Annotated in this window: 16 protein-coding genes; 10 read left to right on the top strand and 6 right to left on the bottom strand. The window is 73.0% G+C overall.

Features of this window, described 5'->3' with window-relative positions; genetic code table 11:
* Positions 1-122: 122 nt before the first annotated feature.
* The 5 genes from afsQ1 (at position 123) to HZZ00_RS32470 (ending at position 3,965) form a co-directional block, all read left to right on the top strand.
* The gene (gene afsQ1, locus HZZ00_RS32450) at positions 123-800 is read left to right on the top strand and encodes a two-component system response regulator AfsQ1 (RefSeq protein ID WP_180329708.1); all 678 of its coding nucleotides are present in this window, start codon (positions 123-125) and stop codon (positions 798-800) included.
* Positions 797-2,380 carry a cell wall metabolism sensor histidine kinase WalK gene (locus tag HZZ00_RS32455; RefSeq protein WP_180329709.1) on the top strand — a complete coding sequence of 528 codons (1,584 nt, stop codon included), beginning with the start codon at positions 797-799 and terminating at the stop codon, positions 2,378-2,380. The genes afsQ1 and HZZ00_RS32455 overlap by 4 nt, the downstream gene beginning before the upstream one ends.
* On the top strand, positions 2,377-2,994 hold the full coding sequence (locus HZZ00_RS32460; RefSeq protein WP_180329710.1) for a hypothetical protein: 618 nt from the start codon (positions 2,377-2,379) through the stop codon (positions 2,992-2,994). Before HZZ00_RS32455 ends, HZZ00_RS32460 begins: the two co-directional genes overlap by 4 nt.
* A gap of 124 nt (positions 2,995-3,118) precedes the next feature.
* Positions 3,119-3,682: a VanZ family protein gene (locus HZZ00_RS32465; protein WP_180329711.1), complete on the top strand. Its 564-nt coding sequence runs from the start codon at positions 3,119-3,121 to the stop codon at positions 3,680-3,682.
* Between the two features lie 79 nt (positions 3,683-3,761).
* Positions 3,762-3,965 (top strand): PspC domain-containing protein, encoded by a 204-nt coding sequence (locus tag HZZ00_RS32470; RefSeq protein ID WP_180329712.1) that lies wholly within the window; start codon positions 3,762-3,764, stop codon positions 3,963-3,965.
* Positions 3,966-4,042: 77 nt separating this feature from the next.
* Here the strand turns inward: HZZ00_RS32470 and HZZ00_RS32475 are convergent, their stop codons facing one another.
* Positions 4,043-4,393 (bottom strand): ATP-binding protein, encoded by a 351-nt coding sequence (locus HZZ00_RS32475; RefSeq protein ID WP_180329713.1) that lies wholly within the window; start codon positions 4,391-4,393, stop codon positions 4,043-4,045.
* A 157-nt stretch (positions 4,394-4,550) separates the two neighbouring features.
* Positions 4,551-5,738: an adenosine deaminase gene (locus tag HZZ00_RS32480; RefSeq protein ID WP_180329714.1), complete on the bottom strand. Its 1,188-nt coding sequence runs from the start codon at positions 5,736-5,738 to the stop codon at positions 4,551-4,553.
* Between the two features lie 145 nt (positions 5,739-5,883).
* Between HZZ00_RS32480 and HZZ00_RS32485 the strand changes: the two genes are divergently transcribed.
* On the top strand, positions 5,884-6,645 hold the full coding sequence (locus tag HZZ00_RS32485) for an alpha/beta fold hydrolase (protein ID WP_180329715.1): 762 nt from the start codon (positions 5,884-5,886) through the stop codon (positions 6,643-6,645).
* A 14-nt stretch (positions 6,646-6,659) separates the two neighbouring features.
* On the opposite strand, the gene HZZ00_RS32490 is transcribed toward HZZ00_RS32485, so the two are convergent.
* Positions 6,660-7,610, bottom strand: a complete 951-nt coding sequence (locus tag HZZ00_RS32490) for a LysR family transcriptional regulator (RefSeq protein ID WP_180329716.1) — start codon at positions 7,608-7,610, stop codon at positions 6,660-6,662.
* A 62-nt stretch (positions 7,611-7,672) separates the two neighbouring features.
* Between HZZ00_RS32490 and HZZ00_RS32495 the strand changes: the two genes are divergently transcribed.
* The 3 genes from HZZ00_RS32495 (at position 7,673) to HZZ00_RS32505 (ending at position 11,303) form a co-directional block, all read left to right on the top strand.
* Entirely contained in the window at positions 7,673-8,962 is a 1,290-nt protein-coding gene (locus tag HZZ00_RS32495; protein WP_180329717.1) for an MFS transporter, read from the top strand.
* A 98-nt stretch (positions 8,963-9,060) separates the two neighbouring features.
* Positions 9,061-10,185: a DNA polymerase III subunit beta gene (gene dnaN / locus HZZ00_RS32500; RefSeq protein WP_180329718.1), complete on the top strand. Its 1,125-nt coding sequence runs from the start codon at positions 9,061-9,063 to the stop codon at positions 10,183-10,185.
* 104 nt (positions 10,186-10,289) lie between these two features.
* Entirely contained in the window at positions 10,290-11,303 is a 1,014-nt protein-coding gene (locus HZZ00_RS32505; protein WP_180329719.1) for a sigma-70 family RNA polymerase sigma factor, read from the top strand.
* On the opposite strand, the gene HZZ00_RS32510 is transcribed toward HZZ00_RS32505, so the two are convergent.
* On the bottom strand, positions 11,187-11,573 hold the full coding sequence (locus tag HZZ00_RS32510; protein WP_180333801.1) for an STAS domain-containing protein: 387 nt from the start codon (positions 11,571-11,573) through the stop codon (positions 11,187-11,189). The genes HZZ00_RS32505 and HZZ00_RS32510 overlap by 117 nt on opposite strands.
* Positions 11,574-11,638: 65 nt before the next feature.
* Here HZZ00_RS32510 and HZZ00_RS32515 point away from each other — a divergent pair, with 65 nt between their 5' ends.
* Positions 11,639-12,559: an AEC family transporter gene (locus tag HZZ00_RS32515; protein WP_180329720.1), complete on the top strand. Its 921-nt coding sequence runs from the start codon at positions 11,639-11,641 to the stop codon at positions 12,557-12,559.
* Positions 12,560-12,680: 121 nt separating this feature from the next.
* Here HZZ00_RS32515 and HZZ00_RS32520 read toward each other — a convergent pair whose 3' ends face one another.
* Both HZZ00_RS32520 and HZZ00_RS38900 read right to left on the bottom strand, forming a co-directional pair.
* Complete coding sequence (locus HZZ00_RS32520) at positions 12,681-13,958, bottom strand: thymidine phosphorylase (RefSeq protein ID WP_177330035.1); 1,278 nt, start codon at positions 13,956-13,958, stop codon at positions 12,681-12,683.
* A 79-nt stretch (positions 13,959-14,037) separates the two neighbouring features.
* The gene (locus tag HZZ00_RS38900) at positions 14,038-14,382 is read right to left on the bottom strand and encodes a cytidine deaminase (RefSeq protein ID WP_070026377.1); all 345 of its coding nucleotides are present in this window, start codon (positions 14,380-14,382) and stop codon (positions 14,038-14,040) included.
* Between the last annotated feature and the right edge of the window lie 48 nt (positions 14,383-14,430).

The raw sequence follows: 14,430 nt of genomic DNA on the forward strand, positions 1-14,430 counted from the left end.
ACAGACCTGTCACAGGACCCGGGACACCGGCCGCGTCACAGGAAGTGCACAGCCGGTGGTGATGGTGCGGGCCTGATACGGACAGGTCGTACGACACCCCGGCCATGGGCCAGAATGGGCGGGTGCCTTCCCTGTTGCTGATCGAGGACGACGACGCCATCCGTACGGCCCTGGAGCTCTCACTGACGCGCCAGGGGCACCGTGTGACCACCGCTGCCAGTGGCGAGGACGGTCTGAAGCTGCTGCGCGAGCAGCGGCCGGACCTGATCGTGCTGGACGTGATGCTGCCCGGCATCGACGGGTTCGAGGTGTGCCGGCGCATCCGGCGCACCGACCAGCTGCCGATCATCCTGCTGACCGCGCGCAGCGACGACATCGACGTGGTCGTCGGACTCGAGTCCGGCGCCGACGACTATGTGGTCAAGCCGGTCCAGGGGCGGGTGCTGGACGCCCGGATCCGGGCCGTGCTGCGGCGCGGGGAGCGGGAGTCCAGCGACTCGGCGACCTTCGGCAACCTGGTCATCGACCGCTCGGCGATGACGGTGACGAAGAACGGCGAGGACCTCCAGCTCACCCCGACCGAGCTGCGGTTGCTGCTGGAGCTGAGCCGGCGGCCCGGACAGGCGCTGTCGCGGCAGCAGTTGCTGCGGCTGGTGTGGGAGCACGACTACCTGGGCGACTCCCGCCTGGTGGACGCGTGTGTGCAGCGGCTGCGCGCCAAGGTGGAGGACGTGCCCTCGTCCCCCACCCTGATCCGTACCGTCCGTGGTGTCGGCTACCGCCTGGACGCTCCTCAGTGACCGATACGCAAGGGGGGCTGCGCGGCTGGGCCGCGGGCCGTAGGGGAAGTCTGACGCGGCTCAGGTTCACGAGTCTCAGGCTGCGACTGGTCGTCGTCTTCGGGCTCGTCGCCCTCACCGCCGCGGTGTCCGCGTCGGGCATCGCCTACTGGCTGAACCGCGAGGCCGTGCTGACCCGCGCCCAGGACGCGGTGCTGCGCGACTTCCGGCAGGAGATGCAGAACCGCGCGGGCGCCCTGCCGGCCCACCCGACCCAGGACGAACTCCAGCGCACCGCGGGCCAGATGGCCTCCAGCAGCCAGAGCTTCAGCGTGCTCCTGGTCGGCCAGGACCCGCACGGCAAGACGGTGTACGGCAACTCGGGCGGCATCAACGGCTTCTCGCTGGAGGACGTGCCCAAGTCGCTGCGTACCGCGGTGAACCGGCAGCAGAAGGTCTCCGACGTCAACAAGCAGCCGTACCACCTGTACTGGCAGCGGGTCGTGGACCACGGCACGCCCTACCTGGTCGCCGGCACGCGGGTGATCGGCGGCGGCCCGACCGGCTACATGGCGAAGACCCTGGAGCCGGAGGCGAAGGACCTCGACTCGCTGGCCTGGTCGCTGGGCATCGCCACCGGGCTCGCGCTGATCGGCGCCGCGCTGCTCGCGCAGGCCGCCGCCACCACCGTGCTCAAGCCGGTGCACCGCCTTGGCGTCGCCGCGCGGCGGCTCGGCGAGGGCAAGCTGGACACCCGGCTGCGGGTCTCCGGGACGGACGAACTCGCCGATCTCTCCCGGACGTTCAACAACGCGGCGGCGGCCCTGGAGAAGCGGGTCGCGGACATGGCCGCGCGGGACGAGGCGTCCCGGCGCTTCGTCGCCGACATGAGCCATGAACTGCGTACGCCGCTCACCGCCATCACCGCCGTCACCGAGGTGCTGGAGGAGGAGCTGGACTCGGAGGCGGGCGGCATCGACCCGATGATCGAGCCCGCGGTCCGGCTGGTGGTCAGCGAGACCCGGCGCCTGAACAACCTGGTCGAGAACCTGATGGAGGTCACCCGCTTCGACGCGGGCACCGCCCGGCTGGTCCTGGACGACGTCGACGTCGCCGACCAGATCACCGCCTGCATCGACGCCCGCGCCTGGCTGGACGCGGTGGAACTGGACGCCGATCGCGGCATCCACGCCCGCCTCGACCCGCGCCGCCTGGACGTGATCCTCGCCAACCTGATCGGCAACGCGCTCAAGCACGGCGGCTCGCCGGTACGGGTCTCGGTGCGCGAGGCCTCCGACTCGGTGGTCATCCAGGTCCGCGACCACGGCCCCGGCATCCCCGAAGAGGTGCTCCCCCACGTCTTCGACCGCTTCTACAAGGCCAGCGCCTCCCGCCCCCGCTCCGAGGGCAGCGGTCTCGGCCTGTCCATCGCGATGGAGAACGCGCACATCCACGGCGGCCAGATCACGGCGGCCAACTCGCCCGAGGGCGGCGCGGTGTTCACCCTCCGCCTGCCCCGGGACGCCTCGCTGCTGACGGAGGAACCGGCGCGGAACGACGGCGGGAACGGTGACGACGCCCCGGGGAAGGAGGGATCATGACGCCGGTACGACGCCGGGGCCTGCTGGCCCTTCCCCTCCTGGCCGTCCTGCTCACCGGCTGCGGCATCCGGGCCACCCAGGTGCCGACCGACTTCGGCCCGGCGCCGTCGCGCGTCCCGTGCTCGCTGGCGGGCCCCGACCTGGCGACCCAGACGTCACACGGCGTCCCGGTGCAGGTCTTCCTCCTGTGCCGGGAGTCCCTGGTCACGGTGGACCGCACGGTACGGGTCCCCGAGGGCACCCCGGACGCCCGCCGCCGGGTGATGGTGGCCCAGGGCCTGCTGGACCAGCTGGCGGCGGCCCCCTCACCGGCGGAGCGGTCGGCGGGCTACACCACCCGCGTCCCCGGCGGCCTCACGGTCTCCGGCCCCGCCCCGCACGACCCCGAGGACACCCTCCGCCTCGGCACGCCCCCGTCCCGCCTCCCCGCCACCGCCCTCGCCCAACTGGTCTGCACCCTGTCCGACTCGGCCGCCACGGAAGCCGACGGCTCGGTCGTCCTCGGCGGTCCCGCGCCCTCCCCCCTGCGCCGCTACGCGTGCACGGAGGAGGTCCGCAACAGGCCGGACGGTACGCCGCCGCCGCAGAGCGAGGTGACGGAGGGCGCCGGGTAGCGACCGGCAAGGGGCACGTCCAGCGCGGGCGGAGGTCGAGCGCGCCGGTGCCCCGAATCCCTCCCACACCGGCCCGAAGCGCCTATGCGGAACCGATCGTGCGGACCCGCGCGTCTACGGGGGCGTGCAGCGTCAAGGGGACTTCGGCGGCAGCGCCGCCATCCGCATCCGTGCGGCAGGCGGCATCCTCCTCCTCGCCCACCTCGCCTACGTCGCCTGGCTGATGCTGCGGCCTCTGGACGTGCCGTGGGTGACGCCGCCCAATCTGCACCCGCTCGCCGGCATCAGGGCCGACCTGGCCCTCGGGTGGCCTGCCGCGGTGAAGCCGCTGGGTGAGGGGGTCGCCCTGCTCGCGCCGCTCGGCGTGCTGCTGCCGATGGCCAACGGCCGGCTCACCGTCTCGCCGCTCGCCTCCCTGCTCCGCACCGCCGCCGCGGCCGCCCTCGTCTCCCTCGGGATAGCCCTGTTGCAGACCGGGGTCCCCGGCCGGGTCGTGGACGTGGACTCCCTGCTGCTGAACACGACCGGCGTGATCCTGGCCCATCTGCTCGTCGTACCCGCGGCGCGGGCGCGTCTGCGCAGGTGGGAGCGGATGCGCGAGCAGTCGGACAGCGAGCCGGCCGTCGTCCCGGAGGAGCTTTCTCAGGGGCGGACCCCGAGGATTCCCAGGGTCGGAATAGCTCCTTAGAGTGACGCTTCGTCCGCTTCGCACCCGTATCGTCGAAGGCAGTTGGAACGAGCGATCGACGACTACGGAGGACAGCGACATGACCGCCCTTGCCCGCCCCACCCACGGCCGCATGATCGGCGGAGTGTGCGCGGCCCTCGCCCGCCGCTTCGGCACCTCCGCCACCACGATGCGGGTGATCTTCCTGCTGTCCTGCCTGCTGCCGGGCCCGCAGTTCCTGCTCTACATAGCCCTGTGGATCCTGCTGCCGTCCGAGGACAAGGTCCACGCCGCCGGTTGGTGACACACGCGCGGCTGGGGCGCCCCGGTCGGTCCCGGGGCGCCCCAGCGCCGTTGTACGGGCTGCGCCGTGCGGCGGTGTCAGCCGAGCGGAAGACCGTTCAGGCCCATGCCGTGCGTGGGCAGGCCGGTCTTGCCCACCGGCAGACCGCCGAGCAGCCCCGCCACGGGCGCGGTCGGCCCCTGTGCGAGCACCTTCCGCACGGCGGGCTGCGCGGCGGCCACTCCGGTACCCAGGGCGTTCTGCCCCTGGGCGACCGCCTCGACGGTTCCCGGCAGCGCCTTGGCGACGTTCTCGGCCGGCAGCGACGTGGCCACGCTGTCCAGGGCCTGCGAGGTGGCGGGGGCCGCCTGGGCGGCGCCCGCGCCGACGGCGGCGATGGCGGCACCGAGGGCGGCGACACCGAGGGTCTTGGCGGCAGACTGCTTCATGGTAAATGCGTCCTTGAATGCGGAGACGGGAGAGGGCGGATCGCAAACGATCCGAGCGGTCCACGACCGTAAACACGGTATGCCGCACCCCGCAAACACCGAAATGCGGACACGCTGTGAAAACGTGTCCGCATGCCGAATCCAAAAAGACGGTGCGCTACCCCTCGAACCCGGCAGAACCGCTGGTCGGAGCGGCCTGCTGAAACAGCCATTCGGATTTCAGCTCCGCGTATCCGGGCTTGATGACGTCATTGATCATCGCAAGTCGTTCATCGAAAGGAATGAACGCTGATTTCATCGCATTGACGGAGAACCACTGGATGTCGTCGAGCGTGTAACCGAACGCGTCGACAAGGTGCTCGAACTCCTGGCTCATGGTGGTGTGCGACATCAGACGGTTGTCGGTGTTCACCGTGGCCCGGAAGAACAGCCGGCGCAGCAGCCCGATCGGATGCTCGGCGTACGACGGCGCGGCCCCCGTCTGGAGGTTGGAGCTGGGGCACAGTTCCAGCGGGATCCGCTTGTCCCGGACGTACGACGCGAGCCGGCCGAGCCGCACCGACCCGTCCGGGCGGACCTCGATGTCGTCGATGATCCGCACCCCGTGCCCGAGCCGGTCGGCGCCGCACCACTGGAGCGCCTGCCAGATGGACGGCAGCCCGAACGCCTCGCCGGCGTGGATGGTGAAGTGGTTGTTCTCGCGCTTGAGGTACTCGAAGGCGTCCAGGTGCCGGGTGGGCGGGTGACCGGCCTCGGCACCGGCGATGTCGAAGCCGACGACGCCGGAGTCCCGGTAGCGGTTGGCGAGTTCGGCGATCTCCAGCGAGCGGGCCGCGTGCCGCATGGCGGTCAGCAGGGCGCCGACCCGGATCCGGTGCCCGTTCTCGCGGGCCAGCCGCTCCCCCTCTCGGAAGCCCTCGTTGACGGCCTCCACGACCTCTTCGAGGGTCAGCCCCCGCTCCAGGTGCTGCTCGGGTGCGTACCGCACCTCGGCGTAGACGACACCGTCCTCGGCGAGGTCCTCGGCGCACTCCCGGGCGACCCGGACCAGGGCGTCCCGGGTCTGCATCACGCCGACGGTGTGCCGGAAGGTCTCCAGGTACCGCTCCAGCGAGCCGGAGTCGGCCGCCTCGCGGAACCAGATGCCCAGCTTGTCGGGGTCGGTCTCGGGCAGCTCCGCGTACCCGGACTCGTGGGCGAGTGCGACGACGGTGCCCGGCCTGAGCCCGCCGTCGAGATGATCGTGCAGCAGAACCTTGGGCGCCCGGCGGATCTGGTCCGGCGTCGGAACCGGCGCCGGGAGGTTCGCCGGGACGGTCCCCTTCGGTGCAGTCTGGCTCGTCATTTCCGCACTGTAACGCCTACGCGCGTAGAAATCGCCGGGTCCACACCCGGACGAGGCCGGACGTTTTCCGTCTCCTTTACGCCGATACGCAAAGGTGACCGCACGTACGGGTTTTGTACACCGCGCCTTCTGACACTGTTCTGTCATGGGACAGCAAGCGACTCGGGTCCGAACGGCCGGGCTGGGCAGGGTGGTCGGGGCGGAGCCGGCCTCGGTGTGCGGGGCGGTGCTGCTGCTGCCCGGTGGGGAGGAGGTCTCCACGCGCAGGCGGTCCCCGGTGTGGTCGGCGGCGTTCGTCCGGTCGTTGGGGCGCCGGTTCGCCCGGGAGGGGCGCGCGGAGGGGGTGGCCGTGCACGCCGTCCGCTACCGCTGCCGGGGCTGGAACGGCAGCGAGGCCCGGCCGGCCGCCGACGCGGAGTGGGCGGCGGACGAGATCGTACGGCGGTACGGGGACGTTCCCGTGTGCCTGGTCGGCGTCGACATGGGCGGCCGGGCGGCGCTGCGGGCGGGGGGCCACGAGGCGGTCAACTCCGTGGTGGCGCTGGCCCCGTGGCTGCCCGAGGAGGACGTGGCCGCGCCCGCCGAGCCGGTGAAGCAGCTGGTGGGGCGGCGGGTGATGATCGTGCACGGCACCAACGACCGGCGTACCGACCCGGAGTTGTCGTTCCGGCTGGCGGCACGGGCGAAGAAGGTGAACCGGGAGGTGTGCCGGTTCGAGGTGCACTCCGACGGGCACCGGTTGCTCGGCCACCGCAACGAAGTCGTGGCGCTGGCGGCCGACTTCGTGCGCGGCGCGCTGTTCGGGCATCCGGTCTCCCGGCCGGTCGAGGACGCGCTGGCCGCGCCGCCGCCGATAGGGCTGCGGATGCCGCTGGCCGCCGGGTTCGGCAGGTCGCTCAGGCGCTGAGCCCCGGGGCCGGTTCAGGGCAGCAGGTTGCCCCGCCTCGACAGCAGGAACTTCTTGAAGGCGGCCACCGGCGGGGTGTCCGGGCGGCCGGCCGGCCAGGCGACGCCGATCTCGCGGACGGCCCGGGGCGCGGTGACCGTCAGTTCCACCACCCCCGGCCTCGGCACCGTGGGCGGCGGCAGCAGGGCGACCCCGAGGCCGGCCGCGACCAGCCCCCGCAGTGTCTCCGCCTCCTCCCCCTCGAAGGCGATCCGGGGCGCGAATCCGGCCTCGCGGCACAGGGCGTCGGTGATGCGGCGCAGGCCGTAACCGGGTTCCAGGGTGACGAAGTTCTCCTCGGCCGCCTCGGCCAGCCGGATCCGGCGGCGGGCCGCCAGCGGGTGGTCGGCGGGCACGACCAGGCGGAGCTTCTGCTCGTCCAGGCGGCGGGCGACCAGGTCGGGGGCGTCCGGGACGGGGGAGGTCAGGCACAGGTCGAGCCGGCCGGCGCGCAGTCCCTCCAGCATGGCCTCGCCGTAGTTCTGGACCAGGCTGAAACGGATGCGGGGGTGCTCGGCGCGGAAGGCGTGCAGCAGTCCGGGCACGGTCTCGGCGCCCATGGTGTGCAGGAAGCCGAAGGCGACCTTGCCGGTGGCCGGGTCGGCGTCCGCGCGGACCTCCTCGGCGGCGCGTTCCACCTCGGCGAGGGCGCGTTCGACGGAGGCGAGGAAGGCGCGGCCCGCGGTGGTGAGGACGAGGGTGCGGCCGCGACGGGCGAACAGGTCGACGCCCAGGTCCTCCTCCAACCGGGCGATGGCGCGCGAGAGGGTGGACTGGGGGACGTTCATCTCCTGGGCGGCGCGGGTGACGTGCTCGGTGCGGGCCACGCCGGCGAAGTAGGCGAGGCGGGGCGCGAGCAACAGCGCCATGTCTTCTGTGTCACCAGATGGTGACAGGCGGGGCTGTGACCTCTGCTGATGCTCCATGGGATCGATTATGGCGATTCCATGCATTGGACGGATGTAAGGAGTGTCCCTACGGTCGAGGCATGTCTCCCGCCAGTACCGGGGCGTCCACGACCGTGGACGCCGACGCGCCCGTCACCGCCACCGAGTCCCGCACCGCCGCCGAGACGCCCGACACCCGGATGACGCCGGGCGGCCCCGGCTACCGCCGGATGAGCCTCGCCCTCTTCCTCGCCGGGGTCGCCACCTTCGCCCTGCTGTACTCCACCCAGGCCCTGCTGCCGCTGATCTCCGACGACCTCGGGGTCGCGGCGAGCGAGGCGAGCTGGACCGTGGCGGCCGCGACCGGTGGTCTCGCGCTGTTCGTGCTGCCGATGAGCGCGCTGTCGGAACGTTTCGGCCGCCGTGCGGTGATGACGGCGTCGCTGTCGGTCGCGGTGGCCGTCGGCCTGCTGGTCCCCTTCGCGCCGTCGATCGGCGCGCTGGTGGCGCTGCGCGCGGTGCAGGGTGCGGCGCTGGCCGGGCTGCCCGCGTCGGCGCAGGCGTACCTGGCCGAGGAGGTGCGGCCGCGGGCGCTGGTCACGGCGATCGGTCTGTTCGTGGCCGGCAACAGCGTCGGTGGCATGAGCGGCCGGGTGATCACCGGCTGGGTGGCGCAGCTGTGGGGCTGGCGGGTCTCGGTCGGCGTGATCGGACTGGTCGCGGTCGGGTGCGCGGTGGCGTTCCGGCTGCTGCTGCCCGCGCCGCGGCACTTCACGGCGGGCTCGCTGCGCCCCCGCGTCCTGCTCGGCACGGTCCGCGACCACCTGTGCGACCCGCTGTTGCGCCGCCTGTACGCGATCGGCGCGCTGTTCATGACGGTGTTCGGCGGCGTGTACACGGTGATCGGCTACCGGCTGACGGGCGCGCCGTTCGGGCTGCCGCAGGGCATCATCGGTTCGATCTTCCTGGTCTATCTGGTGGGCACGGTCTCGGCGTCCACCGCGGGCCGGCTGGTGGGCCGGGTCGGCCGCCGGGGCGCGCTCTATCTGGCGGGCGGCACGACCGCGGCGGGGCTGCTCCTCTCCCTGGCCGGGTCGCTCCCCCTGGTGCTGCTCGGTCTGGTGCTGATCACGGCGGGGTTCTTCGCCGGGCACGCGGTCGCCTCCTCGGCGGTGAGCAAGACCGCCACCCACGGCCGTGCCCAGGCCTCCGCCCTCTACCAGTCGGCCTACTACATCGGTTCCAGCGTCGGCAGCACGGTCGGGGCCGTGGCCTTCCACTCCGACGGCTGGTCCGGCACGGTGGGCGTCGGCCTGCTCGCGATCTGCGGGGTCGTCGCCATCACGGTCCTCGGCTCGCGTGCGGCGCGGCGGGAGCCGGCTCCGGCGTAGCCCGCGAGGTCTCGCGTTCCCCCTGGTCGGGGCCGGTTGTCAGTGGGCGCGGATAGCGTCCGCGGGGCAACTGGCCATCGACGCAGGGGGTTTGCCGTATGGAGTTCCGGATCGCGCGCGGGGAGCTGGCGGAGGCGGTGGCCAGGGCGGCGCGGGCGCTGCCGGCGCGGACGCCGGTGCCCGTGCTGGGCGGACTGCTGCTGACCGCCGAGGCGGGACGGCTGACGGTGTCCGGGTCCGACTTCGAGACCTCGGCCCGGGTGGAGACCGGGGCGGAGGTGGGCGCGGCGGGCCGGGTGCTGGTGCTCGGGCGGCGGCTGCTGGACGTCTGCCGGGTGGTGCCGGAGGGGCCGGTGAGCTGCGCGCTGGAGGGGACGCGGTTCACCGTGGAGGCGGGCGGCACCCGGTTCGGGCTGTCGACGCTGCCGTACGAGGAGTATCCGGCGCTGCCCGCGGCGCCGGCGGAGTACGGGGCGGTGGACGCGGAGGCGTTCGCGACGGCCGTCGGTCAGGTGGCGGTGGCCGCGGGGCGGGACGACACGCTGCCGGTGCTCACCGGGGTCCAGCTCCGGCTGGAGGGCGCGGAACTGACGTTGTCGGCGTCCGACCGGTACCGCTATGCGGTACGGCGGCTCACGTGGCGGCCGGGGGCGGCGGCCGGGGAGCCGGTGGAGGTGCTGCTGCCCGCGCGGCGGCTGCTGGAGACGGCGCGGGGGCTGGCGCGGTGCGGGTCCGCGCGGGTGCTGCTGGCGCCGGGGGACGGGACGGGCGGGGTCGTGGGGTTCGAGGGCGGGGGCGCGCGGACGCTGCTGCGGCGTCTCGACGGCCGGCTGCCGGGGTACGGCACGCTGTTCGAGCTGACCGGTGCCTCGGTCGCCGAGGTGGACACCGAGGCGCTGGCGGAGGCGGTGCGGCGAGTGGCGGTGGTGGCCGAGGCGAACAGCCCGGTGCGGCTGGACTTCGCCGCGGACGGGGGCACGCTCCTGGTGCGGGCGGGTTACGGGGACGACGTGGCGGCACAGCGGCTGCCGGCCGTGCTGCGCGGCGCGGAGGAGGCGACGGTGGCGTTCAATCCGGCGTACCTGCTGGACGCGCTGAACTCCTTCGCGTGCCCGGGGCTGCGGATCGAGCTGCTCGGGGCGGGTCAGCGGGCGCTGCTCGGCGGCACCGGGGCGGCGGACGACCATCGACACCTGCTCATGTCCGTAAAGCAATTGGTCTGATTCGGTCGCTTTACGACTCCGGCGGTCATTGTCAGTGGGCTGCGGTAGCTTCGCGAGTGGTGGGACGCGAAGACGCGTACGAACGGTCAGGGGACGGGTGGGCGATGGGTGACGGTACGGCGACGGCGGGGATCGACGTCGTCCTGGAGAGGCACCGGACCGAGCTGACCGGTTACTGCTACCGGATGCTCGGGTCCTCCTTCGAGGCGGAGGACGCGGTGCAGGACACGCTGGTGCGCGCCTGGCGCAGCCACGACCGGTTCGAGGGCCGGTCGTCGCTGCGCTCGTGGCTGTACCGGATCGCGACGAACGTGTGCCTGGACATGCTGTCGGCGGGCAACAGACGGGCGCGGCCGATGGATCTGACCGACGCGACACCGCTGGCGCAGGCGGCGCTGTCCCCGCGCCCCGACCACACCTGGCTGGAGCCGGTGCCGGACGCACGGGTGCTGCCGGCGGTGGGCGATCCGGCGGAGGCCGCGGTGGCCAAGGAGTCGGTCCGGCTGGCGTTCATGGCGGCGTTGCAGCAGCTGCCGCCCAAGCAGCGGGCGGTGCTGATCCTGCGCGAGGTGCTGGCGTGGAAGGCGAGCGAGGTCGCCGAGCTGCTGGACACCTCGGTCGCCTCGGTCAACAGCGCGTTGCAGCGGGCGCGGGCCACGCTCGCCGAGCGGTCGCAGGCCGGTGCCGAGGGCGAGGTGTCCGACCCGCTGGACGAGGAGCAGCAGAAGCTGCTGGAGCGCTATGTGAAGGCGTTCGAGGGCTACGACATGGCGGCGCTGACGGCGCTGCTGCACGAGGACGCGGTCATGACGATGCCGCCGTTCGACCTGTGGCTGCGCGGGCCGGCGGACATCACCGGTTTCATGTCCACCATCGGCGCCTCCTGTGCCGGCTCGCGGCTGGTGCCGGTGCGGGCCAACGGGCTGCCGGGGTTCGCGCACTACAAGCCGGACCCGGACAACGGCGGCTTCAGCCCGTGGGCGGTGCAGGTGCTGGAGCTGTCAGGGGGCCGGATCACCGGTTTCCACTGCTTCCTCGACACCGGGCGCTGGTTCCCGCTCTTCGGTCTGCCCCTCCATCTGGAAGCTGAGGCCGGCGAGGGCGAGGAGGGCGCGTAGCGCGGGGGCGGGAGCACGCAGCCGGATCCGCCCGCCGGCCCGGCGCGCGGCCAGCTCCAGCCGGGCCAGCAGGTCCACCTCGGCCAGGCCCGGCGGCCCGAACGCGCCCACGTCGCACACGACGGTCCGGGCGCCGGTGCGCTCCAGCGCGGCCCGTACGGCGGCACAGAGCACCGGCACCTCGTCGCGCCCCGCGGTTCCGGGCAGCACGAGCACGGGGAGTTCCTCGGCGTCCACGGGAGGTAGACGACCGGGCGGGGCGAAACTCATCGCGGCGCCGGGGACGATCGGAATCACATTGACCAACCGCGCGTGCCCGCTGGAGGGTTGGGGCCGTGACGGGGGTACTCAGCGGTTTCGCGGTGATCGCGGTCGTGATCGGGGCGGGCTATGTGCTCGGGCGGCGCGGGACGCTCGGGGCGCAGGGCGTGGAGGTACTGACGCGGCTGGCGTTCACGGTGGCCGGTCCCGCGCTGCTGTTCACCACCCTGGCCAAGGCGGATCTGTCCGTGCTCTTCTCCGCCCGCCTGCTGGTGACGGCGCTGAGCACCGCGGCGGTCTGCGCGGTGTTCGTCGCGGTCGGGGCGGCGCGGCGGTGGGGGACGGGCCGTACGACGATCGGCGCGCTGTGCTCGGGATACGTCAACTCGGGCAACCTCGGCATCCCCATCGCCGCGTACGTCCTCGGCGACGCGTCACTGGTGGCGCCGGTGCTGCTCTTCCAGGTCGTCCTGGTCACGCCGGTCGCGCTCACCGTGCTGGACCTGTCGGGCACGGGCGACAAGGGCACGCTCGGGCAGCGCCTGCTGACGCCGCTGCGCAACCCGATCGCGGTGGGATCGCTGTCGGGGGTCGTGGTGTCGGCCGCGGGCTGGAGGCTCCCCGGCCCGGTGATGGAGCCGCTCACCCTGATCGGCGACATGTCCGTCCCCGCCGCCCTGCTGGCCTTCGGCATGTCCCTGCACGGCAGCGCGGCACCCTGGCGCGGCCCGGACCGCCGACTGGTCTTCCTCTCCGTGACGTTGAAGGCCCTGGGCCAGCCACTGGCCGCCTGGGCCCTGGCCACGTCCCTCTTCCACCTTCACGGCGCCCCCCTGCTCGACGTGGTCGTCACCTCCGCCCTCCCGGCGGCCCAGAACCTCTTCACCTACGCCACCCGCTACCACGTCGCCCAGTCCCTGGCCCGCGACTCGATCCTGCTGTCGACGGTGGTCTCGGTGCCGGTACTGGCGGGGGTGGCGACGGTCCTGGGGTGAGCGTCGGCCGACGGTGCGTGCGCCCATGGCGATCTCCTGTCGGGCGTCGCCGGTCCCGGCATGCCGAACGGGACCGGCGCAGGTCCACCGGTCCCGTTCATCCGCATGAGGAGGCAGCAGGTCAGCCGATACGTTCCAGCACCACCGGGGTGGGCGTGAAGTCCGTGCCCGGGGCGGCGATGTCGTAGGAGCCCCGCACCGCCTGGAGGGCGTAGTCGAAGCGGTCCGGGGTGTCGGTGTGCAGGGTCAGCAGGGGCTGGCCCTCGGTCACCGTGTCGCCGGGCTTGGCGTGCAGCTCGACGCCCGCGGCGGCCTGCACCGGGTCCTCCTTGCGGGCGCGGCCGGCGCCAAGGCGCCACGCGGCGATGCCGATGTCGTAGGCGTCGAGGCGGGTGAGGACACCGGAGGACGGGGCGGTCACCACGTGCTGCTCACGGGAGGTGGGCAGCGGGGCGTCCGGGTCGCCGCCCTGGGCCGCGATCATGCGGCGCCAGACGTCCATCGCCGAACCGTCGGCCAGCGCCTTGGCCGGGTCGGCGTCCTTCAGGCCGGCCGCGTCCAGCATCTCGCGGGCCAGGGCGAGGGTCAGCTCGACCACGTCCGCCGGGCCGCCGCCCGCCAGGACCTCCACCGACTCGCGGACCTCCAGCGCGTTGCCCGCCGTCAGGCCGAGCGGGGTGGACATGTCCGTCAGCAGCGCGACCGTGCGCACGCCGTGGTCCGTGCCCAGGCCCACCATGGTGGAGGCCAGCTCACGGGCGTCCGCCAGGGTCTTCATGAAGGCGCCGGAGCCGACCTTCACGTCCAGCACCAGGGAGCCCGTGCCCTCGGCGATCTTCTTGGACATGATGGAGGAGGCGATCAGCGGGATGGCCTCGACCGTGCCGGTGACGTCGCGCAGCGCGTACAGCTTCTTGTCGGCGGGGGCCAGACCGTCGCCCGCCGCGCAGATCACCGCGCCGACCGAGTCCAGCACGTCCAGCATCTCCTCGTTGGAGAGCAGGGCGCGCCAGCCGGGGATGGACTCCAGCTTGTCGAGGGTGCCGCCGGTGTGGCCGAGGCCCCGGCCGGACAGCTGCGGTACGGCCGCGCCGCAGGCCGCGACCAGCGGGGCCAGCGGCAGGGTGATCTTGTCGCCGACGCCTCCGGTGGAGTGCTTGTCGGCGGTCGGGCGGGACAGCGTGGAGAAGTCCATGCGCTCGCCGGAGGCGATCATGGCCGCCGTCCAGCGGGCGATCTCGCCCCGGTTCATGCCGTTGAGCAGGATCGCCATGGCGAGCGCGGACATCTGCTCGTCGGCGACCTCGCCGCGGGTGTACGCGTCGATGACCCAGTCGATCTGCTCGTCGGTCAGCTCGCCGCGGTCCCGCTTGGTGCGGATGACGGAGATGGCGTCCATGGCCATGGCTGGTGGCTTCCTTCCGGGAGGTGCGAAGGTGTACGGCCCCCCTGAGGTGGTCAGGGGGGCCGTACGGGAGTTACTTGGTGAGATGGTCCGGGCCGAAGGCCTGCGGGAGCATCCCGGACAGCGGCAGGACGCCCTCGGGGGTGTCCAGGAGCAGTTCCGGGCCGCCGAACTCGTACAGCAGCTGGCGGCAGCGGCCGCACGGGACGAGCAGCTCGCCCTCACCGTTCACGCAGGTGAAGTGGGTGAGGCGGCCGCCACCCGTGCGCTGCAGCTCGGAGACCAGGCCGCACTCGGCGCACAGGCCGAGGCCGTAGGAGGCGTTCTCGACGTTGCAGCCGGTGACGGTGCGGCCGTCGTCGACCAGGGCCGCCACCCCGACGGGGTAGCCCGAATAGGGGGCGTAGGCGTGCACCATCGCCTCCCGGGCCGCGGCGCGCAGCGCCTCCCAGTCGAACCCGTCGTC

The organism is Streptomyces sp. NEAU-sy36 (genome assembly GCF_013423905.1).
GTDB classification, from domain to species: domain Bacteria; phylum Actinomycetota; class Actinomycetes; order Streptomycetales; family Streptomycetaceae; genus Streptomyces; species Streptomyces misionensis.